General features: G+C 41.2%; 18 protein-coding genes. 2 read left to right on the forward strand and 16 right to left on the reverse strand.

What is annotated here, in order from left to right:
• Positions 1 to 12: 12 nt before the first annotated feature.
• Positions 13 to 1,026: a siderophore ABC transporter substrate-binding protein gene (locus tag DESDE_RS11510; protein WP_014794186.1), complete on the reverse strand. Its 1,014-nt coding sequence runs from the start codon at positions 1,024 to 1,026 to the stop codon at positions 13 to 15.
• Between the two features lie 359 nt (positions 1,027 to 1,385).
• Here DESDE_RS11510 and DESDE_RS11515 point away from each other — a divergent pair, with 359 nt between their 5' ends.
• Positions 1,386 to 1,742: a helix-turn-helix domain-containing protein gene (locus DESDE_RS11515; protein WP_014794187.1), complete on the forward strand. Its 357-nt coding sequence runs from the start codon at positions 1,386 to 1,388 to the stop codon at positions 1,740 to 1,742.
• Here DESDE_RS11515 and DESDE_RS11520 read toward each other — a convergent pair.
• The 6 genes from DESDE_RS11520 to ytvI all read right to left on the reverse strand — a co-directional run bounded on the left by DESDE_RS11520 (position 1,739) and on the right by ytvI (position 8,103).
• Entirely contained in the window at positions 1,739 to 2,437 is a 699-nt protein-coding gene (locus tag DESDE_RS11520) for a response regulator transcription factor (protein WP_014794188.1), read from the reverse strand. The genes DESDE_RS11515 and DESDE_RS11520 overlap by 4 nt on opposite strands.
• 47 nt (positions 2,438 to 2,484) lie before the next feature.
• Complete coding sequence (locus DESDE_RS11525) at positions 2,485 to 3,927, reverse strand: sensor histidine kinase (protein ID WP_014794189.1); 1,443 nt, start codon at positions 3,925 to 3,927, stop codon at positions 2,485 to 2,487.
• Between the two features lie 9 nt (positions 3,928 to 3,936).
• Positions 3,937 to 4,689, reverse strand: a complete 753-nt coding sequence (locus DESDE_RS11530; RefSeq protein ID WP_014794190.1) for an ABC transporter permease — start codon at positions 4,687 to 4,689, stop codon at positions 3,937 to 3,939.
• Positions 4,652 to 5,401, reverse strand: coding sequence for an ABC transporter ATP-binding protein (locus DESDE_RS11535; protein WP_014794191.1), 750 nt, complete (start codon positions 5,399 to 5,401; stop codon positions 4,652 to 4,654). The genes DESDE_RS11530 and DESDE_RS11535 overlap by 38 nt, the downstream gene beginning before the upstream one ends.
• Positions 5,402 to 5,474: 73 nt before the next feature.
• Positions 5,475 to 6,722 (reverse strand): hypothetical protein, encoded by a 1,248-nt coding sequence (locus tag DESDE_RS11540; protein WP_014794192.1) that lies wholly within the window; start codon positions 6,720 to 6,722, stop codon positions 5,475 to 5,477.
• Positions 6,723 to 7,038: 316 nt separating this feature from the next.
• Positions 7,039 to 8,103 carry a sporulation integral membrane protein YtvI gene (gene ytvI / locus DESDE_RS11545; protein ID WP_014794193.1) on the reverse strand — a complete coding sequence of 355 codons (1,065 nt, stop codon included), beginning with the start codon at positions 8,101 to 8,103 and terminating at the stop codon, positions 7,039 to 7,041.
• Between the two features lie 131 nt (positions 8,104 to 8,234).
• Here ytvI and DESDE_RS11550 point away from each other — a divergent pair, with 131 nt between their 5' ends.
• Positions 8,235 to 9,557: a radical SAM protein gene (locus tag DESDE_RS11550; RefSeq protein ID WP_014794194.1), complete on the forward strand. Its 1,323-nt coding sequence runs from the start codon at positions 8,235 to 8,237 to the stop codon at positions 9,555 to 9,557.
• Positions 9,558 to 9,626: 69 nt separating this feature from the next.
• Here the strand turns inward: DESDE_RS11550 and DESDE_RS11555 are convergent, their stop codons facing one another.
• From DESDE_RS11555 to DESDE_RS11590, 9 genes are all read right to left on the reverse strand, one after another.
• Positions 9,627 to 10,823, reverse strand: coding sequence for a DEAD/DEAH box helicase (locus tag DESDE_RS11555; RefSeq protein ID WP_014794195.1), 1,197 nt, complete (start codon positions 10,821 to 10,823; stop codon positions 9,627 to 9,629).
• A gap of 122 nt (positions 10,824 to 10,945) precedes the next feature.
• Entirely contained in the window at positions 10,946 to 12,217 is a 1,272-nt protein-coding gene (locus DESDE_RS11560; protein WP_345787845.1) for an MFS transporter, read from the reverse strand.
• Positions 12,218 to 12,429: 212 nt separating this feature from the next.
• Complete coding sequence (gene recQ, locus DESDE_RS11565) at positions 12,430 to 14,592, reverse strand: DNA helicase RecQ (RefSeq protein WP_014794197.1); 2,163 nt, start codon at positions 14,590 to 14,592, stop codon at positions 12,430 to 12,432.
• Between the two features lies 1 nt (position 14,593).
• Positions 14,594 to 15,244, reverse strand: a complete 651-nt coding sequence (locus tag DESDE_RS11570; RefSeq protein ID WP_014794198.1) for a cobalamin B12-binding domain-containing protein — start codon at positions 15,242 to 15,244, stop codon at positions 14,594 to 14,596.
• A complete protein-coding gene (locus DESDE_RS11575; RefSeq protein ID WP_014794199.1) occupies positions 15,237 to 16,016 on the reverse strand; it encodes a GntR family transcriptional regulator in 780 nt (259 codons plus the stop codon). The genes DESDE_RS11570 and DESDE_RS11575 overlap by 8 nt, the downstream gene beginning before the upstream one ends.
• Positions 16,017 to 16,145: 129 nt before the next feature.
• Entirely contained in the window at positions 16,146 to 16,316 is a 171-nt protein-coding gene (locus DESDE_RS22060; RefSeq protein WP_014794200.1) for a hypothetical protein, read from the reverse strand.
• A 33-nt stretch (positions 16,317 to 16,349) separates the two neighbouring features.
• The gene (locus DESDE_RS11580) at positions 16,350 to 17,543 is read right to left on the reverse strand and encodes a uroporphyrinogen decarboxylase family protein (RefSeq protein WP_014794201.1); all 1,194 of its coding nucleotides are present in this window, start codon (positions 17,541 to 17,543) and stop codon (positions 16,350 to 16,352) included.
• An 80-nt stretch (positions 17,544 to 17,623) separates the two neighbouring features.
• On the reverse strand, positions 17,624 to 21,871 hold the full coding sequence (locus DESDE_RS11585; protein ID WP_014794202.1) for a 2-hydroxyacyl-CoA dehydratase: 4,248 nt from the start codon (positions 21,869 to 21,871) through the stop codon (positions 17,624 to 17,626).
• A gap of 409 nt (positions 21,872 to 22,280) precedes the next feature.
• Complete coding sequence (locus DESDE_RS11590) at positions 22,281 to 23,165, reverse strand: PGRP and LysM peptidoglycan-binding domain-containing protein (protein ID WP_148269918.1); 885 nt, start codon at positions 23,163 to 23,165, stop codon at positions 22,281 to 22,283.
• Positions 23,166 to 23,206: the final 41 nt, after the last annotated feature.

Raw genomic sequence — 23,206 nt, forward strand, 5'->3', positions numbered from 1 at the left:
TCCTTATACTAACTACTTAGCTAAAGCATTGGCGAGCTTTTCAAATAATTCTAGATAAGTTTGTATTGATTCATTTGTGTAAGTATCTGCTGGTGCATAAACTATCCGTCCTCCAGAAACAGCAGTTGTGTTTTTAAGAGCAGGTGAATTATCGATAACATCCTGAGCCGGAACTGCATCCGTTGTAGAGGATACTGCAGCATCACGATCTAGTACAAAAATCCAATCAGGATTACTTTGGGCAATAGCTTCAACAGAAATATCATCACCTTTGTGATCTGAGGAAGCACCGTCAATTTTTAATGCTGGAATCCATCCAAAAATTTCATACATTGGTCCCCAAACACGTCCGGAATGAGGAGCTGAAAAACCAATATTTCCACCGGAAACCACAACACTCATAACAGTATCCGTTCCATTATAGGCAGACTTAGCATCTTTGATAGCTTGATTAAAATCAGCTGCCAATTGTTCAGCCTCTTTATTTTTATCAAAAATTTGTCCCAAAGCGATTGTAGAGTTTTTAAGTCCATTGACTAAGTTTTCTCCAGGTGTATCCGCTTTCTCAGAAACATCAAAATTAAGATCAATAACAGCTGCATTTGGCACTATCTTTTTTATATCTTCATAAAAGCTAGCAAATCTTTGACCAATAATGACAAGTTCAGGGTCTACAGCTGCTATAATCTCAAGATTTGGTTCACGATGATTTCCTATGTCTTGAACTGACTCATCCTTTACATAGGGTGAATCCGCAGGCATTACAGGCTTTGGAACAGCCGCTAATTCAATTCCCCAATCAGCTAAAGTTTCAAAAGTTCTATTGTCCAAAGCAACTACATTCTTTGGATTTACAGGAACAGTAACAGTTCCGTGAACATCAGTGATTTCAACCGTTGAAGCTTCGCTTACTTGATCATTGGTTTGAGGTTTGACAGCTTGATTACTTGAATTTGTGCAGGCTGTCAGCATCAAAGCAAAAGTTACCATAATAACAGCTGATTTAAAAAATTTAATTTTTCTCATACATCTCTCTCCTTTATATACAAACATTATAGACAAGCAAATTATTGAATTAATGAAATCAATACCTATGTAATACTTTTTGCACTTGCTGAGGCTACACAGTTCCACCTCCCATCTAAGACTTTTTTACCGGCGTTAATGGCTCAAATTTTTTCTGGCGAATAGCTCACTTTTTTCTTGACGTTCGCAATTAGAATTTGGTATATTCAAAGAAATGAGTGATAATAATTATCATTGTCATTAACGCTTGATTAAGACTATATCATCCCCCCTCTGCAAAAATCTTAACTAAATTTGTTTTCGGTAGGTGAAGTTATGCACTTACCTAATGGGAATTACACTATGTAAAGGAGGCGCCCATGGACAAAAAAAGAACTATAAACTCATCCGTTTATAGTCCTCATGTTAAAAAAGCCATCGATTTTACTTTTCAATACCTCAACGAAGAATTAAGCCTGAAAAGGATCACTGAGTATCTCAATATCAACAAATCCTATTTTTGTAAACTGTTTAAACATCATATGGGTATAACCTATACCAAATTCGTCAACGAGCTGCGCATTGAAGAAAGCAAAAAACTGTTGTTGGAAACGGACTTATCTATTCTCGATATCGCCCTTTCTCTGGGATACAATAACCCTAATTATTTTATCAAAGCGTTTAAGGAGCAATTAAGAACCACTCCCCTTAAGTATCGCAAAGAAATGGAAGGCTAAACTCGAAAACGATAGCCTGCTCCCCATACGGTTTCAATATATTGTGGCTTGGAGGGATCTATCTCTGTCTTCTCTCGAATCCGAGCAATATGCACAGTAACGGTTGCGGAATCCCCTAGAGATTCCAATCCCCAGATCCGTTCAAAGAGCTCTTCTCTGCCAAAAACTCGGTTTGGGTTTTGAGCTAAATACAGCAATAAATCAAATTCTTTCTGAGCCAGGTTAACTTCTTGATTATTAACAAAGACTCTTCGCGAGTCTTTTTCAATTTTTAGTCCTCGAATCGTGATGGACTGACGCTTTTTCATACCTGCATTAAAGCGCTGTTTAAGACGCTCATAGTTTTCAATATGGGCTTTTACCCGAGCGACCAACTCCCCGGGGCTAAAGGGCTTAGTAATATAATCGTCGGCCCCCAAACTCAAGCCCTTAATCTTATCGATCTCCTCCTTCTTGGCTGAGACCAGGAGAACAGGGATATCCTTATCCTCTTTCATACTCTTGAGGATTTCCAATCCATCTAAGCCGGGCAGCATGATATCGAGAATGATTAAGTCGAATTCACTGTTCTGTATCGCTCTCAACCCCTCCACTCCGTCTGTGGAGAGAGTGACATCAAAACCCGCTACCTCCAGATAATCTCTTTCGAGCTCAGCAATACTGGAGTCATCCTCGACAATTAAAATGTGTTTCATAGTTTGCCCTCCTTTTGGGAATTTTTGATGATGCCAATAGCAGCTCACTACTGACCCCGGGGAAGTGAGATAAGAACACTGGTCCCTTTACTCTCCCGGCTTACAGCCCATATCCTGCCTTCATGTCCTTCCACAATCTGTTTGGCTATGGCTAGACCTAAGCCGCTGCCTTTAATTTCACTCCGGGCAGTATCCGATCGATAAAATCGCTCGAAGATCTGAGTTACATCCTTTTCCGGTATGCCGCTGCCATTATCCTTAATCTCAATGATGATACTGGAATAGGTTTCGCGTAAGGATAGTGTTATGATCCCCTCTGTTTTATCCATATACTTGCGAGAATTATCGATAATATTCATAATGACTCGCATCATTCGTTCACGATCCAAAGGAATTTCCTGAACAGTGTTAAGCTCACTTTCAAAGAGAACTTTAATCCCGTTTCTTTCCATTTCCGGTTCTATTTCCTGGATTCCGTCATATAAGAATTCTTTGATGTTGGTTTTTTCAAAACTAAAGGGTATTTGGTTAAGATCTAATTTAGCATAGAGGAGCAAATCGTCGATCATGGTATCCACTTGCTCTGCTTTACGGTATATTGTTTTTAAATATTTTTCTTTCTTCTCAGGCGAATTGGCGATACCGTCCAATAACCCTTCCACATATCCTTTGATGGAAGTCACTGGGGTCTTTAGATCATGTGAAATGCTGGATATAAGCATCTTGCGATTATCCTCATACCTGAGCTGGGTATGCACAGAATCCTTTAACTGAATACGCATTCGCTCAAGGTCACGGCAGAGTTCACGAACCTCTTGGTCTCCTTCTTCCACGATTTCAGAGTCAAGATTGCCTAATGTAATTTCCATGGCTGCCTTCTGGAGATTATGGAGAGGAGAAAGAATTCTTAAAGAAAAATAGTAGGAGGAAATAGCATTAGCCCCGATAAAGGACAATAAGAACACTAGTCCACTAAAGAATAAAAAATTCGTTGTATTAAATGAGGCTGGATTTATAGGCACAAGCAAATAGAGGGTCGTTTTGTTCCCTTCCCCTGTCTCTCCACGAGATACATCAAACATCTGAACAGTGTAAGATTGGTTGCCAAAGTCCACCTGGGCACCACGGAATTGCACCGTTGCTTTTTTCAGCTTGACCACATCAATAGCCGTTAAGTTGCGAGAGGAAAAAAGAACATTTTCTCCTTGAAGTACCACTACTTCACCATTTAGGATCTCCATCCGTGCTTGGAGTTCCTTTTGGAAGGAAATATCTTCAATTTTCTCAGGATATTGGCGAAGAACACTATTTTCACTGCCAACTAATTCCATGGTCAACCGGGCAACTTCTTGAGTATTGCGAAACACTTGCTCTGTATCCGATAGTTTACCGGCAACAAAAATATAAGCCATAGCAGTAATAACCGTAATCACCACCGGGAGGATTACGGTTAAAGCATTGGCTGAAATGAGTCGTCCTTTCAGATTCATTCTGTCACCCTAAAATTCCTTTTTATCGAAAAGATAATAAGCTCCTGTAAAAAACAGGATGGCATATCCCAACATCAATAAGAATTCCCTCAATATCTTCATAAAGGGAAAAGAATTGGCCAACCAAAGGTTATACCAATCAAAGTAAGATGTAAGGAGAATTCCGGAATATTGAGAAAAAAACATTCCCAGACCTTTAAAAAGAATAAAACATAAAATAGATACAAAGAAAACAGAAATACCACTTTTAAGTATATTAGCAAGGAGTATAATTCCCAATGCCATCACAAACAAAGGGATAAAACTCACTGCATAGGAAAGAATGCCTTGAAATATCCCTTTAAGAGTCATAGAGTCGCCATCAAAAACAAGTCCTGCCAATAAGGAAAAGACAAGTAACAGAGCCAGATTGGCTAAAATAAAGATACCGATGGCTGATACCTTAGCTGAAAACAGCTTAAAACGGCTCACAGGCCTTGTCAAGGTTATGCGCATTGTATTCTGAGCAAATTCCCCCGAGAAGCTGTCGATAGCCACCAAGGCTGCAAATAGCGGGAGAAGAGTATTAATAGCCACCGACAAGACCAGCATCGAAAAATCAGCACTTCCTGCCCCACGGATACCAAATCCTAAGCGTACTCCCATGACCAAGAGCTGCCCTACGACAATCACCAACAAAGAAAGAACGACGGCTACGACGACTTTCTTCTTTTTACGTAATTTCTCAAGCTCGTTGATTAATGCTGCTTGAAACACGACCATTGCGTTCTACCTCACTCACAAAGTAATTCTCTAGGGTGGCATAATTCTTCAGAATGTCCTCCGTTGTCTGCACATTGAGAAGCATTCCATTATAAATAACGCCAATTTTATTGCATGTTAATTCCACATCGTGAATTAAATGACTGGAGATAAAAAAGGTGGTCTGCTCCTGCTCGGCCAAATGTAAAATCAGCTTGCGGATATCTATCATTCCCTCTACATCAAGACCGTTCAAGGGTTCATCCAGAATGACCACTTTGGGTCGGGAAAGAATAGCCGCCGAGAGACCTAGGCGTTGTTTCATTCCCAGGGAAAACCGCTTAGGCTTCTCATTTTTATAGCGGAGCATTCCGGTTAATTCCAGGACTTCTTCGATTCTTTTCCCATCCACATCCTGATAAAACCGGGCAAGTTGTCTTAGATTATCATAAGCACTAAGATAGGGATAGGTCTCCGGTATTTCAATGATACAGCCCACATGAGCCATTGCTTTCTCATACTCTTCCAGTATACTGTGACCAAATATCTTAACATCGCCCCGGTCCGGAGCAATCAATCCTGTCATAATTTTCATGGCCGTGGTCTTTCCTGCCCCATTCGGACCGAGAAAGCCGAAAATCTCACCTTGATAGATATCCAGATTTAAATCGTTGATACCACGACCATTCTTATAAAGCTTCGTGAGATTATTGATCTCAATGACTTTTTCCATGTCATAACCTCCAGATGAAGTCCATAAAGGAGCTGCCGGAGTTGGCTCCGGCAGCTAACCTATTCTGTTCTAACTATTCTAAGACCGGATTAAAGGTTGAGTCAAACATGAGGTCCATGCCTATATAATCAGAATTGATATAAAAATTCACTTTACCCATATAATCATCAAGATAAATATGCCCTTCTTTATTGCTTCCGTCACCTGCGGCGGTCTCAAAACGTGCATCACGCATATCTTTGCTTAAGAACGTAGCGTTAAAGCTAAACTCTTCGCTCTTACCGGCCGTGCCGACGTAGTTCGGTTTATACACTTCTTGGTAACGGCCTGTGAGGCCATTTTGATCAATATGGGTTATCTCCAAGATTCTCTCCCCAGCTTTAACCAGTTGACCATCTTTTTCTGTTACAATGTTGTTCTTAAAAGTACCTACAAACTTCTGAGGATTGTTTACCACATTGCGATCCTTAACGATTTCTTTAACTACTTCTTTACCGTTAAGATCCGGTTTCGTGACGACAGTAGAATTAATATCTTTAATATTGCCCAAAATTTCAATTGTCAACTCGTGTACTTGACCATTAGGATCTTTACCCGTTATTGTGGCAAGGGCCAGAATATTCTCTAAAGCACCCTCTTTGTTAACAAAGGCGGAACCCGTCACTTCTTTCACGGCAATATCTTGAGTAAGGTTGGGCCAGCCAGTCTTAATTCTTGAATCATGGAATTCCTGCTTTAAGACAAAAGAGGATACCGCATTGATCAAGGTAGGGATTTGCATTTCCGAAAGGGAGCCTGACAGCTCTTTCGACCCATCGGGATTTTCCTTAACAATCACATGGTCTTTCAGACTTCCGACGACAGCATCAACGATCCGTTCCACATCTTCAAACTCATCTTCTGCAAAGGGATTATCAAAGACATGAAACTCACGTCCTTCCGGATATTCCCCCACATAGATCTTATCACTATCGCTACCTTTACGAATGGTGGTATTGGTGTCATTGTAATAATAATAGGTGGATACCTGTCCTTGGGAGTTTTCAGAGGTATTTGAGGTTTCCTTAGCCTTCTTTACTCGGTCAAATTTATCCACCGCACTGTTGGATTCCAGGACCTTTCCATTAGCTTTAAGTACTGCTGTCATTTCCATGGTATAACTGTCATATTCACTGCTGGCCTTTTCCGCAGTAATTTTAATACCGTCTTTGAGTTGGTCATACCCGCTTTTGCTGACGATATCGGCAAAGGCTGTGGTGGCAAAGAGCAAAGCACCCACCGTAAAGCCTGCGATAATCGCCGTTTTCTTTTTTAATTTCAAATCGATTCACTCCTTTTTATATTACGGAAGCTTCCTTTAGCTTTATTCTAACCTTTGCGTCTTGATTTTTCGTAAACAGATTCTAAATAAAGTATAAACTAAATCTTAGAATTAATAAACTTGCTCAAAAATGGAGTCTTTTTCACGGTAGGGAGAAGTATCTTAAGTCCAAAGTAATAAAGAAAACCCGGCTTCGCCGTGCCTGAGACACATGCTCGCAAATGAGGCGAAGTCGCTGGTTGCCCTTATGCTTAGAAAGTATATAACGCAAGTTTATACTTTCTGACAGTAAAAAGTAAAGCCGGAAAGAATCCGGCTAAATACTAAAGCGATATTGAATTACTTTTGCCTTAACTAAAGCTTTATATAGAATTAACACTAGTGGGGCCAAGAAAACACCTAAAACTCCCATCACTTTAAAACCGACCCATATAGAAATCAAAGTGGATAAAGGGCCGAGGCCAATTCTTTCTCCAAGTATTTTTGGTTCAATAATCTTACGGAATACTGTGATAATGACAAAGAGAAGAATGAGGCCAATGCCACTGAAAATATCTCCCAGTGTAATCAAAACTATTCCCCATGGGACGAGAACGGAGCCTGTGCCGAGAATGGGCAGAATATCAACAATTACGATCAAAAGGGCTAATACCAATGCATAACGCATGCCTAAAATCAGCAACCCTCCAAGACTAACAAAATAGGTAAGGGTACTTAAAATCACTTGAGCTTTTAAAAAACCAATGGTTGCATTGCGTAAATCTGCGAGTACTGCAATGACTTTGGGCTTTGATTCATCTTTAAAATAAGAAAAAAAGCGTTGATTCATCGTCGTGAGATTCAAATTAATCATGTAAAGAGCAATAAAAAAGATCAGTAAAGTGATGAAAAAGATAGGAATAGACGCCGTAATGGATATGGTTTGAGCGCCCCAGGTAGCAAGCAAATTGACAGTGGATAATTCATTGACAAAACTAGTAATCGCCTGATTAATCTGAGAACCCAATTCCGGAGGAAACACTAAAATGATTTCATTGATGCGCTGATTAGCATCATTAAACCAAAGTTGGATATTAGGAATATTGCGTTGAATAAACTTAATTAATTCATAGGCCTCGGTAATAATCTTCGTGATTAAAAAAAAGGAAAGAAGAAGAAATCCTCCCAAAAACATAAAATAGGAAATATTAGCAGCAATAGGCCTGTTAATTCTAGACCATCTCATGAGATATTGATTAAAGGGCTCCAAGAGCAAGGCGAAAAGCAAAGCAAAGATAAAGGGAGTAAAATATGGCAAGGTATAATAAATCAGAGCAGGTATTAAAACAAAGGCTATTATAACAAGAAGCGTTACCGCGACTTTCTTAGCAAACTCTTTCATGTAAAGGCACTCTCTCCTATCTGCGAAAAATGTTTTTATTACTCATTTTAGGGTATATGCGCTTCTTTTGCAATGAAATAACAAGAAGGTTATAATAAGTTAACTTAATATTTACGTAAAAGGAGTCATGTATGATCATCGAAACCAACAATCAAAACCTTTCTGAAATTAAAAACCCGGAGTTTTATCAGTATGCTCAGATTTATGCCCGAGTCTATAACCATTTTATTGACCAAATCAAGCAAACGGGCATGGCTTTGGATGAAAATCTCGAGGAAGAGACCATGAAAAAACTGGAAAGACTTAGACAATTACAAGGGACTTTTAGAAATTCTGATAAAAGTATCATCAACACCTGGATCTCCTCAGCTTGTGAAGCCTGTCAAAAAGGTGTAGGCACAGTGACGATGTATATCTCTCTGATGTGTCACCGAAATTGTTATTTTTGCTTTAATCCAAATCAAGAGGATTATGAACATTACACTCATAACAAAAGAGACTTAATAAGTGAACTCTCTCAGCTTATAAAGCAAGGTCCTAAACTAACCCATCTTGCTTTAACAGGAGGAGAACCCTTGCTGCATAAAAAAGAAATGCTGGATTTCTTCCGTTTAGCCAAAGAAAAGTCCCCCAAAACTCATACCCGTCTCTATACTTCCGGAGATTTTCTCGACCGGGAAATTCTCCAAGACCTCAAAGAAGCTGGTCTCCATGAAATTCGCTTTAGCATTAAAATGGAAGATCCTCAACACATTAAAAAGGAAGTCTATGAGAGAATTGCCTTGAGCAAGGAATACATACCCGATGTCATGGTAGAAATGCCTGTTTTGCCTGGAAGTCTTGCCGAAATGAAAGAAGTCCTCCTTGAACTCAATCGCATTGGCATCTCCGGAATTAACTTACTGGAGTTTTGCTTTCCTTTTAACAATGCCGGTGAGTTTATAAAGCGGGGCTATAAAGTAAAAAATCCACCTTTTAAAGTCCTTTATGACTATTGGTATGCCGGTGGACTTCCGATCTCGCGCAGCGAACAGGAATGTCTGGACTTAATAGCCTTTGCACTGGAGGAAAAGCTGAAGCTTGGCGTTCATTACTGTTCCTTAGAGAATAAACAAACGGGACAAATCTATCAGCAAAATTATGGACAAAAGGTATCCCCGCTTATGTTCTTTTCCCCAAAGGACTATTTCTTTAAATCGGCAAAAGTCTTTGGCGAGGATATTCATAAAGTTAAAAAAGTATTCAAAAAGAAAAATGTGACTCACTATCAGGTCAATACAGATTATAATTATCTTGAATTCCATGTCAGCCAGATCAAACTCCTAAAGGATCTTGATATTGAGATTGGCATCTCTTCGAATGTCATGGAAATACGAGAAGATGGCAAATACCTGCGGGAGTTAAAAATCGACAGGACCTATCCCAAGGAGTTTGACTTAAAAAAGGATATCTAACTCCTTTTAAAAAGGAGCCGTTGCTCGACGAACAATTCTGTTCGTCAAGCAACGGCCCCTTTTGCTTGTTTATTTGGTTGATAGTTTCCCCCTCTTCCCAGAACGGTGTTCTTTCCGTTGATTCTCACCGATTACCTTGCCGAAAGATAATCTCTGCAAAGGTATTGATATCTTTAAGACATTTTCAATTTTATGTAATAAGGGCAGTTCTCTTTGTGTTACCAGTGATATAGCGATCCCACTTTGCCCAGCTCGTCCAGTTCTCCCCACCCGATGCAGATAAAGTTGGGGATCCTCTGGAATATCGAGATTGAAGATATGGGTAATATTCTTAATATCAAGACCTCTGGCTGCCAGATCAGAGGCTACCAGTAAAGGAATCTTTCCCGTGCGGAAATCCTCCATAGCTTTGCGACGTCTCTCCTTTTGAGAAGGTCCTGATATAGCTTCAGCATCTAAACCATGATATTTAAGTCTTTCTACTGTTTTCTCTATCTCTTCAGTTTTATTGACAAAAATTAAAGCCCGTGCTGGTTCCAGATGTCGGACTAATTTACGCAAAAGTTCAAGCTTATCTCGTTGCTCACACATAAAGTGTTGATGAGTAATTGTCGGCACGACCGCGGCTTTCATGGTAACCCTCTGGACCTCCGGATCTTTAAGAAAGCCCGACGCCCGCTCTATGGTTTCTTGGGATAAAGTAGCCGAAAACAAAAGAATCTGGCTGTCCTTATAGGTCGTCTTGAGCACGGCCTTAACTGTCTGGATATTCTTCTCATCAAGCAACTGATCTGCTTCATCGAGTACAATAGTCTTCAGGGACTGGGGGGATATCTTTCTTTTCTGAATAAGCTCTAAGATACGACCGGCAGAGCCAACAATAATATGGGGTTTCTCTTTTAGCTTTTCAATTTGTCGCGTGATGTTAACATTACCAATAATCGCTGCAGAGGTAATCGTTGCAGCTAAATGCTGAGATAAGCTTTGGATTTGACGATGAACTTGTAAGGCAAGTTCATGAGTAGGGGTAAGAATTAATGCCTGATTTTCTCTCTTGAGTAGATCGATTTTCTGAAAGATGGGTAGAAGATAGGCTAATGTCTTCCCAGACCCGGTTTCGGATTGGCCTGCAACATCTCGATTACTTAGGATGAGAGGTATTGTAGCTTTTTGGATCTCTGTAGGCTGTGCTATTCCCTCTTTTTCAAGAGCTTCCAAAAGCTCTGCGTGGATTCCTAATTGTTTAAAGGAGTGTGATGTTTCCATATGAGTTAATCCTCTTCTTTTATTCATTAACCTGACTTCGCACTAAACCACTGCCAATGGTGCTAATATGATTCATTATAACCTGTTTTATGTACAAATGGTAATCTGAGTGAGTTTTTCGATCAGGAATCAGACTGCATTACTGTTACAGATTGAGGGATTTTAATGCGGCTGGCTGCAATCAGATTGAGTGCGGCAATAAAAGCTCCGGCTATGAACACATATTCATAGCCCCAAGCCGCCCATAGCAAACCACCTAGCCAGGGGATGAACATGGCAAGTGCATGATCCAATGTAGTCCCCATGGATAGTGATGGAGAAACATCCTCAGGCGCTACCGCTATTCGGCGCAAATAGGTTGCTCGAGCCATTGTTGATGCCATAAGCATTTGATCCATTATATAGCAGGCAAAAATAAAGATAATCGCTAGCTCCCCTCGGCCTATTCCTTCAAAGAACTCTTTTGAAAATGCATAACCGAGACATACAAAGATTAAAATGATAGCTTCCCCTGCTAAAACGAAACGTTCTCCAAGTTTATCAATTAGGTAGCCTACGAAAGGTTTAAAGAAAATACTGGCTGCAGCAATAATAAAGCCTAGAGTTGCAAAAGTACTAACACCTTGATTAAAGATTTTAATAAGAACCCAAGGAGCAAAAGTAAGAAAGATTTGCTTCCTTGCCCCATATAAAATGTTTAATACATAAAAGAGGGTGTATTCTTTTTTTAGGATGAGTTTATACCCCTTAGCCTTCTTAGGTTTATTGGGTACCATCAGAATTAGTAAACATCCAGCCAATAAAAAAGTAATCGCTCCAATAAGAAAGATCATTTGGTAATTCACTTTAATATTCTTAAAGATCAATGCGAAGGTTAAATTAGCCAGGAGAAATACAAAGGTATTCGCCCCATTGATCTGACCCAGCCTTTTACCCATATTGGCTTGATCCGAAAGGTTCATAGCTATGCTGTTAGAGATTGGCATATAAAGATGCTGACCCATACTAAATATAAGAAGCCAAAGAACCATGCCATTAAAATCAGCTGCCAAGAATCCCATGCCCATCATGCCAAAGGCCGCTAAGGCGTTAGCGACTACTGCAACTCTCACATCCCCCAGAAAAAGCAAAAGTGTCGAAACAAAAACTACAGCAAAACCTGGAAATTCCCGAGGAATTTCTAGGATGGTCCTTTCGGAAACAGTTAATCGAAAACTGTCATTTAGGAAATTATTAAAAAATGAGGTATCTATACTTTGAGTGATTCCCAGCAAAGCACTAGCCAATAGAAACAGTGTAAAGTCTCTCTTCTTCATCCTAATCCCTCTACTGCCCCCTCCGCCAAACCCTTGGCTCTTGTGTGTAAATCTACGCTTACGGGTCATTTCAATCATTATTTTCCGGGTAAATGTGATCCGCTTCAAAAAGAATATCCTTATTATAGATTAAACCAGCCCTTCATTCCAGCAAAAAATATTGACAACATTAAGATATCTCTTTGAACTTTTCCAGGGTAGTGCTAACACAATAGAATCTCACTAGACGGAAAAAGCGGAGCAGGTCGATCCCATAATCGATTTGCTCCGCTTTTTATCTTAGTTCATGGTTAAGAGTTAAAATTCTTAGCAATAACGGATTTTATCGCCATCCAATCCACATCAGCCGGCAAAGCATCTTTAATTGGTCGTAACTTTTCTATTCCTAGTGTCTGAATTACGGTTAATATAAGCTGTTCCTGATCATCGGAAATAAAGTCGCTCCAGGAAATTTGGTGCCCTTCCTTAAAAGCCCGAAGAATATGATCCTGAATGGTGATCAGCTTATAATTTCTAAGCCTTGCAATCTCTTCAAGGGATTTACCTTCTTGATAGAGCATATAAGTCACTAAAAAACTGGGTACTTTGCTCACTTTTTCCTGAGGTTGTTCTAATCTCGCGGGTTCAAGATGTGATTCAAGAGCCCTCTCTGATTTTGTACTTTGAATCATTTTTGCCTGCTTCTGAAAAAAGTCCTGAACGCCTTGAAGGAAGATATCCCCATACTTCTCAAGCTTTCTCTCCCCTACTCCACCAAGACGAAGAAACTCTGTACGGTTTCGAGGGCAAGACTCGGCCATTTCTCTTAAGGTACTATCGGAAAAAATCATATAAGGAGGTAGGTGTTCATTGGCTGCTACCTCACGTCGCAAACCTCTTAGGTATTCAAATAAGGTGAGACTCTCCTCTTCTTTAACCTTCGCTTTTCGCAAGACCTTTTGAAACACTTGTTCATTTCCTTTAAGAACCAGCACCGCCTTTCTTCCACATTTAACCACAGGGTACTCACCTGTGGACAGTTGCAAATAATCTTCGGCGATGAGGTAGTTTATCTGATCTTTAATCTCTTGAATCGTACGCTCACTCATAAGTCCATAGGTGCTCAATTGATTAAGGCGAAGTTCCATGAGTTTCTTGTTGCCAGACCCTTTGAGAACTTCTGCCACCAGATTGACCCCAAAGCGCTCACGCATGCGCAGGACACAGGAAAGTATCTTCTGGGTATCTAGTGTAATATCCACAATATCCCTGTCATCTGTGCAATTGCTGCAGTTTCCGCACTCCTCAGGAATATCGGTTTCACCGAAATATTCCAGTATTTCTTTACGCAAACAACGAGCCGTATGGCAATAATCCGCCATGTCTTGAAGTTTTTTATGCTCATTGACCTTGCGCTCTGGGTTAAAGATGTTATTATCGATCAAGTACCTCTGCAGAACAACATCTTGAGGCGAAAATAATAAGATACAATTAGCCGGTTCCCCATCTCGCCCTGCTCTTCCCGCTTCCTGATAATAAGCCTCCATATTTTTAGGCATGTTGTAATGAATGACAAACCGAACATTGGACTTATCGATCCCCATACCAAAGGCATTGGTAGCCACTATAAGAGGCGTTTTATCAAAAAGAAAAGCTTCTTGTGATTTTTGCCGGTCAAGGTCGCTCATCCCTGCGTGATACTTTCCTACTAAAAACCCTTTGCCTTTTAGATAAGTCTGAAGCTGATCTACTTCCTTGCGGGTTGCAGCATAAATGATTCCCGATTCATTGCGATGCTGAAGACAGTAGTCGGATATAAAGAACTTTTTGTTTTCCCCTTTTAGAGTGGAAAACTTTAGATTGGGACGATCAAACCCTGTTATAAAAACTTGAGGATTCTCTAACTTTAGAAGATGAACGATATCTTCTTTTACCTCTTCTGTAGCCGTAGCGGTAAAGGCCCCTAGGATGGGGCGATGGGGAAGGGATTCGACAAAAGTGCCGATCTTTCTGTAACTGGGACGAAAATCATGTCCCCATTGGGAGACACAATGGGCTTCATCCACAGCCACAAAAGAGATGCTCAAAGATTCTAACAGACTCAAGAAACTTTCGGCTTCCAGGCGCTCTGGAGCAACATAAAGTAATTTATATTCCCCTTTGCGGGCTTTGTTAATCCTCTCCCAGGCTTCATTCATGGATAGAGAACTATTAATAAAGGTCGCTGAAACTCCTGCATCATGAAGAGAATCCACTTGATCCTTCATCAGAGAGATTAAAGGCGAAATAACCAGGGTAACTCCTTCAAAAAGAAGGGCTGGAATTTGGTAGGATAAAGATTTTCCGGCGCCTGTAGGCATAATAGCAACTGTATCTACAGACTGTAACAAACTATGAATAACCTTGTTTTGACCCTTTCGAAATTGAGAATATCCGAAATATCGTTTAAGTATGTCAAGTGCCTGATTCATCATCTTAGCACTTCTCCCTTAGTGTTGGCACTTCATCCTTTAGCATCTGACAGATCTCGAAAAGTTTAGTAATATCGTTGGTGTAATAATCCACCCCGGTATAATCCTTAACAATTTCGTTAACCGGATATCCTCCCACGATAATCTTTACTTGGTCACGCAAGCCGGATTCTGTCAATAAATCCACAACCTTTTTTACAGCACTCACGCAAAACGACAATAAAACACTAATCCCCAAGACCGGGGCTTTTGTTTCATTAACAGCTTGAACAAAAGCCTCTGGAGATACATCCACCCCCAGATCAACTACTTTAAAGCCTGAAGATTTTAACATATAGTGAATAATATTTTTGCCTAGATCGTGGATATCTCCCTCAATGGTTCCTAATATAATAGTCATACCATTGGAAGGAATATCGGTTGTAATCAGCGGTTCTAGAATCACCATGACTTCTTTTAATATTTCCTCAGACATAATGAGATCCGATAAGTAATACTCGCCATTACAATATCGTCTGCCAACAACTTCAACTCCCTTCTGGCATAATTCAACCACTTTTAAGGGAGAGTCCCCGTCACTGAGATGTTTTTTTACTAAATTTATAGTTTTTTCTTCATCAAGATCAGCAAGGGCATTAACTAATCCATCATCCAAGATTAATCCCTCCATGATTATCCTTTTTCAGCCATCCATCATAACCCGTCAATTGATAACGATCACCGCGATAGATGGATTTGCTCCATCCTACCGGTTTATTTTCCAGATCATATAGCGTTTCTTCGATAACAAAGACAGGGGCATGGACCCCAATTCCGAGTATTGCTGCTTCCTCAGCCGTGGTTACAGATACCTGCAATACCTTTTTTGTGCTCACAGGCAAAACATCATTATTCGCCGTAACAAGTCCTGAAAGTGTCGGGTCCTTGAGATTGGACTCTAAAATCGGTTTGCTTTTCGAATAAATAGTATACTTCCTCTCATAGGCGAGACGTTCATTTTCAGCAGAGACTACAGTGCGAAAATACAACAAACGAGTACTGTTGCTGTCCAATTGAAAGATCCTCATTAATCTCTCATCAGCCCGAACGATCTGAGCGCCTAAGAGTGTGGTACACAGCTTTAAGCCAAAGTCCTTGATTTCCTGATTAAAATTATTGAGCTCAAAAACGACATTGTTCAATTTAGGCGAGGAGACGAAAGTTCCCTTCCCTTGTTGGGGATGAACCATTCCTGCTGAGATAAGCTCCGAAATAGCCCGTCTAACAGTCATCCGGCTAATTTCGAAGCGATTGGCAATTTCAGTCTCCGTGGGCAGTGCTTCACCCGGTTTCAGTTCTCCGCGCAGGATTTGACCCTCGAGAAGTTTGGCCAGCTGATAATAGATAGGGATGACTGACTCCTTATCTATGGACTGTTCTTCATTCATACGAACACCTTACTTTAAATTCAGATAGTTATCTCATTTTACATAAAGAGTGAATATTTGATTAACATATTCGGGATTAATTTACTTAAACCTTTTTTATCACTTGATTTCCTGTTTAATTTTAAGAAATTATCTTTGAACCCACCACCAAAGATATAGATAAGCAAAGGCATCAAGTTGTTCCCACTGATCTTTTATGAGAGATTCATCCCCAGCAGGAGAACCATAATCCTTAATGACCTGCTCCCAGGGGAGACAAGTGCCCGGTAAAGTATTGGGGACCTTTGCATCTTCTGACATATTAAGCCTCCTCCCTTTGGCTAACATCATAACTCATTTGTACACTCCGTATTGACGTGTGGTTTCGATTAAAGCCATGACATTTTCCACTTTTACATCCGTCTGCATAATTCCTGCTGTATCCATGATAAAGCCACCATCTGCTGCATAATCGTGCAAGAGACGTTTTACGTATTCGCTGACCTGTGATCGTGATCCGTAAGCCATTAAAGAATTAGGGACATTTCCACTAATACAGAACTTATGACCAAGTGCAGCTTTGGCTTTAGATATATCGGTCTGATCCACATGAAATACAATACTGGCTTCGGGTAGTTCTTCAATTTTTTCCAAATAGGGGGTCCAATTCCCTTCGGCATAAAACATGGTCCGCTTTCCTTGAGCCCAAAGGCTCTCGATCACTTTTTTTAGGGAGGGCCAATAAAAGGTATCCCACTCATGGGGGTTCAAAAAGGGATAACTGCCTCGGTGAAGGGGTAAAAAAGCAGGAAGTATACGATCTCCTTCTGAAGTTGCTAAACCATAATAGATATTATGAGGTACAAGAACCTCCATAGCGGAAAGAACTTTTTCCGGGCGTCTCCGCAAATCTCTCATAATACCTTTCAGACCCCGTAAGGTATCTCCTAACGTATCAAAGGGTGCCTTAACCATACCTGAGACCCCGATGGGCATCCCATAATTCTGCGCCCAATGGTCAACCGCCTGTTTATTTCTTTCATTCACCATAACCATCCCCGCCGCCCCTTTAATCAGAGCAATATTGGCACGGAAGGACCCTGGTTCAGAAAATTCCTTATGGATCCTAGGTAAAAAAGACTCCAAAATCCATTGGGTGGGATTTTCTATAAAAGCATCATAATCCTCGGGAACCATATATTCTTTTTCTACAAATTGAAACTGTTGGTTAGGAGCAAGCTGATGACCGGCAAATTTTAAGTATTTGGCACCTACTGCATCATGCAGGGTTCCCCACCATAGACTTGGGCCTCCCATGATCACGTCCACGTCAAAATCTGCAAGGATTTTGTCTGCTGCTTCAATATTTTTATCCAAATCATAATAGACTTCTTGGAGGTCTAATCCTGCATATTTCGCCATGAACTCACTCAGCTGCAAGCGAATGGGCACTTTATCGGGTTTTTTCCCTTCCATTGCTGTCAAATAACGAGCTAATCGTTCTTGATACAAGACTTTGTTGTTTCCAATAGTGGTTGTGATCGCCATAAGACCCTCCTCGTAAAAAAGGCTGTTCCATTATCACGAGAATAAAGAACAGCCTTTGATTAATAACCCTTTTTCCTTTGCTACTTAGCGACTTCTCCTGCCTTCATATGCTCTTTGGCAACAGATAGCATCAGTTTGATTCGATTCAATTGATTTACTTCACTAGCTCCAGGGTCATAGTCGATTACAGCAATATTGGCTTTAGGGTAAGAGCGGCGCAGGGAGCGAATCATTCCTTTGCCAATAATATGGTTTGGCAAGCAACCAAAAGGTTGCAAGCAAGCAATATTCATAACACCGCTGTGCAAAAGCTCTACCATTTCTCCGGTCAAATACCAGCCTTCACCTGTCTGATTAGCTAAGGATATATGCTCCTCAGCGCTGCGAGCAATTTCTTCGATGGTACCGGGAGGGGTGAATCGTCGACTGGCAGCTAAGGCTCTGCGCATATCCTTCCGATAATGCTCCATGAGTTTAACAGTTAACAAGCCATTAAACATTGCTTTAAAACTACCTGATAGAACATCAAATTTAACTTTATAGCAATAGGCACAATAAAGAAGGAAACCCATTAAATCCGGTTGAGTTACTTCTGCCCCTTCAGCCTCCAACAATTCCACTAGATTATTATTAGCTGTGGGATGATATTTGACGAGAATCTCACCGACGATGCCCACTTTGGGTTTGACCATATCCTCATGGATTTCTAAATTGTCGAAGTCTTCGACGATCTTATAGATATTGGCTTTAATCTCCTTCTTGTTCCCTCGTCTCAAGGCTTCCTGGCATTTTTCCACCCAATAATCATAGCGAGCATTGGCGGATCCAGGAACCTTTTCATAGGGACGAACACGATGAAGAACGTTCATAAGCAAATCTCCATAAACAATTCCCCAAAGGAGATCTGGAAGCATCTTCGCTGTGATCTTAAAGCCGGGGTTGGCTTCCAATCCGGAGGCATTCAAAGAAATAACCGGGACTTGGTCCATACCTGTGTCTTTTAATGCCTTGCGAATAAAGGCGATATAATTAGTGGCTCGACACCCGCCACCCGTTTGGGAAATAAGGACAGCGGTCCGATTTAAATCATATTTACCTGATTTCAAGGCCTCTAACAATTGTCCGACAACGATGATGGTAGGATAACAGGCATCGTTGTGAACATGCTTTAACCCTTCATCAATAGCCCCCCGGTCAACGGAGGGTAAGACCTCAATAGTGTAGCCCGCCTTTTCAAAGCCTGTTTTTAAGAATTGGAACTGATGGGGAGCCATTTGAGGGGCAATAATAGTGTATTTTTTCTTCATTTCTTCCGTAAAGACCACTCTGCCTTCTGGATCATGAAGTTTCCTTGGCATGAAATGTCGCTTATCTCTTTCATGAACAGCTGCCAGCAAGGAGCGAATACGGATCCGAGCAGCTCCCAAATTGGTGATCTCATCTATCTTCAGGATAGTATAAATCTTACCATAACGCTCTAAAATTTCTGCAACCTGATCGATGGTTACCGCATCCAAACCGCAACCAAAGGAGTTTAACTGAATCAGTTCCAGGTTAGGTTTATCGGCGACAAATTGAGCTGCAGCATAGAGCCGGGTGTGATACATCCACTGATCCACCACTCGCATAGGCCGTTCGGGGTTCGTGATATGACGAATGGCATCTTCGGAAATCACTACTAGACCAAATCCTTGTAATAGTTCAGGGATACCATGGTGAATCTCGGGATCAATATGATAAGGTCGTCCAGCAAGGACAATTCCCTTTAGTCCATGAGCCTCAATATACCGAAGCGCCTCTTCTCCTTTCTGGCGAACATCACTTTTATAGTGCTCTAACTCCGCATAGGCTTTGTCCATGGCCTGAGCGATTTCTCGTGGTGTCAAGCCTTCTGCTTTAGACAATTCCTCGATTAAGCGTTTTCTCATGTGTTTAGGACTATCAATGGGTAAAAAAGGATGATAAAAAATAATATTTTTTTCTTTCAAGATATCCATATTGGAACGGATCGTTTCCGGATAGGAGGTTACAATCGGGCAGTTGAAATGATTGTTGGATTCCAAATCTTCTTTAATATTAAAGGGAATGGAAGGATAAAATATTTTATTAACCCCTTTTTTCACCAAACTCACAATATGCCCATGGACCAACTTCGCGGGGAAACATTCAGACTCCGAGGGAATAGTATCCATTCCTGATTCATATAGGGTCTTGGTAGAATGTCCGGAGAGAACCACTCGATAGCCCAATTCTGTAAAGAAAGTGAACCAAAAAGGATAATCCTCATAAATATTCAGAACTCGAGGAATGCCGATTACCCCTCGGGGGGCTTCTTCACTGGACAAAGGCTTATAACGAAATACTCTCTTATATTTATAATCATACAAGTTAGGAATATCAGTCTCAGCTTTTTCATGGCCGGCTCCCCGCTCACAACGGTTTCCGGAAATAAAGATCTCGCCATTGGAAAAATGTTTAACCGTAAGCAAGCAGTTGTTTCCACATAAGCCACAACGTTTCATGGTCGTTTCCGTAGCGAAGGATTGCAGCTGTTCCGCCGGCAAAAGTTTTGTTTCGTAACCCTTGTCGTAACGCTCTTTAGCAATCAGCGCTGCTCCAAAAGCTCCCATAATTCCGGCAATATCGGGACGAACCACTTCCCTGCCCAGCAGTTTCTCCAAAGAACGCAGGACAGCCTCGTTGTAAAATGTTCCACCTTGAACAACGATTTTCTCCCCCAGTTCTTCCGTGTTGCGTAAGCGAATAACCTTAAATAAGGCGTTCTTAATGACGGACATGGATATCCCGGCGGATATATCACTGACCGTCGCTCCTTCTTTTTGGGCTTGCTTCACTTTGGAATTCATAAATACAGTACAGCGTGTCCCGAGATCCACCGCATTTTTGGATTCCAGACCAATTCGAGCAAATTCCTTAACATCCATATTGAGTGAGTTGGCAAAGGTCTCCACGAAAGATCCACACCCGGAAGAGCAGGCTTCATTAAGCATGATGGAATCAATAACCCCATTTTTAATAACTAAGCTCTTCATATCCTGACCGCCGATATCCAGAACAAAATTGACACCGGGCAGGAAAAAGTCAGCTGCTTTGGCATGGGCTACGGTCTCGATCTCTCCAATATCCACCTTAAGTGCCGTCTTAATCAGCTGTTCTCCATAACCTGTTACCGTAGAATTGCGTATGGTGATGTCAGGATTCAATTTGGAATGCATGACTTTTAGAGCACCTATGGTTGATTCCAGGGGGCTACCCATATTGCTTCCGTAATAGGAGTACAACAATCCCCCCTCTTCATCGATTAAAGCAATTTTGGTGGTAGTCGAACCCGCATCTATACCTAGAAAAGCATTGCCAGTATACTGCTGAGGATCTTTTCGGTTTACTTTATAGCGTGCATGCCTCTCTTTAAATGCCTCATATTCTCCTTCATCCGCGAAGAGAGGCTCTGCAGTGGTTTCTTCATCTTGGATAATGCTATTAATATAAGGAGCGTTATCATAGAGAGTCTGAGCGAAAAATGCTTGTTCATCCTGAGATGCTAATGCGGCTCCCATTGCTACAAAGTATTGAGCATCCTCGGGGAAAATAGCATAATCTCCTTCCAGTTTCAAAGTCTCCGTAAATCGTTTGCGTAACTCGGATAGGAAAAACAAAGGTCCACCGAGAAAGGCTACTCTGCCACGAATAGGGCGACCTTGAGCCAAAGCCGTAATCGTTTGATTAACAACGGCTTGGAGGACCGAAACAGCGATATCTTCCTTTGCAGCTCCTTCGTTCAACAAGGGTTGCACATCAGTTTTGGCAAAAACGCCACATCGAGATGCAATGGGATAAATAGTCTTATAATCCTTGGCCAGCTCATTTAAGCCTTCTGCATCGACCTGAAGCAAGGAGGCCATTTGATCAATAAAGGCTCCCGTACCACCTGCACAGGTTCCATTCATTCTTTGTTCAATGGATTCGCCAAAATACGTAATTTTAGCATCCTCGCCCCCCAGCTCAATAGCAACATCAGTCTGAGGTATCATCTTCTTGACCGCTGCGGACCCCGCAATGACCTCTTGGACAAAAGGAACTCCCAATTTTCGGGCTAGGTTAAAACCGCCTGAACCGGCAATCATCATCGTAATAAGTTGTCCATTTAAAACGGACTTTGCATCTTCTAGCATCGAAAGAACAGTATCTTTGATATTCGAAAAGTGCCTCAAATATTGTTTATAGACAATGCCTTGTTCAGGACTGAGAATAATCATTTTAACAGTCGTAGAACCCACATCGAGCCCAACATTGAGCACCTTGGTCATCCAATTTCCTCCTATCAAAATCAATAAAAAATATATATACTTTATATATAATATAACATAATAATCGACAAGAACTAACTTGTCAGAATATTTAAACGAACCCAAATTCGATTTTCCGTGGTATAAAATCCCATCTTAGTTAAAGATATCAAGCAGTAGTTCTTGACAGATGGACATATCATACTAGTAATATATGTATTTATTCATAATTAGAGACACACTTGAAAAATATATTCTACTGAAATAGATAGTTTCGCATTATATATTCTACAAGAAGTATAAATCTCCTTTTGATATTATCGGTCGAGAAAAATGCTCCCGAAGGTAATAAAAAACCAGATAATACAGATTTAACTGTACTATCTGGCTACTCACTTTTACTAACTATACTGCTTACGAGATGGGGACTTTAGCGGCAATTTACCCCCAATGCCGTCCAGGTTCGAATCCCTACAATGCCATCTTGTACAAGGCCTCTGCTCTTTTGGAAGGCAATTACTGCTGCTTGGGTTCTAGAACCGAAAATCCCATCAATCGCTCCAGGCCTAAAGCCTTGTGCTATCAATAGGGATTGCAGTTCTTTAACAGCCGCCCCCCGAGATCCCATCCGCAAAGTCGGACAAGCGTGTGGGTGCGGGTGCGGGGATGGTGTCATGCAATTAACCCCCAGCGCCGTCCAGGTCCGGACGCCCACTATACCGTCTTGCACTAATCCCTTACTTCTTTGGAAAGCAACGACTGCTGCTTCCGTTCTCGGTCCAAAGATCCCATCAATGGCCCCCGGACTGAAGCCATGGGATGTAAGAAGCTGCTGCAGATGAACCACAGATGGCCCCGTCGAACCTTGACGCAAAGTGGGACAAGAGTGCGGGTGCGGGGATGGTGTCATGCAATTAACCCCCAGCGCCGTCCAAGTCTTAACCCCAACGATTCCATCCTGTACCAAACCCCGACTGCCCTGGAAAGCGATAACAGCTGCTTCTGTTCTCGGTCCGAAGATTCCATCGATAGCTCCTGGACTAAAGCCGTGAGATGTAAGAAGTTGCTGTAAATGTACGACTGAGGGGCCTTGAGAACCCTGTCTGAGAACGGGGCAAGCTTCGCCTTGACCAGGCATTTGTGGATGCATTGGATGCGTTGGGCATGGTTGTGCTGGAACACAAATAACTTGACCTGGGAAAAGACACATAGGATCAGCAATTTGCGGATTTAACATGAGAAGCTCTTCTACTGTAGTATTAAACATACAGGCAATGTCGAAAAGAGTTTCCCCAGGTTTTACCACATAATTCATAAATACACCCCTTTCCATAGATTTTCCGTATATCCTATGCA

This window comes from Desulfitobacterium dehalogenans ATCC 51507 (assembly GCF_000243155.2).
Classification (GTDB): Bacteria; Bacillota; Desulfitobacteriia; order Desulfitobacteriales; family Desulfitobacteriaceae; genus Desulfitobacterium; species Desulfitobacterium dehalogenans.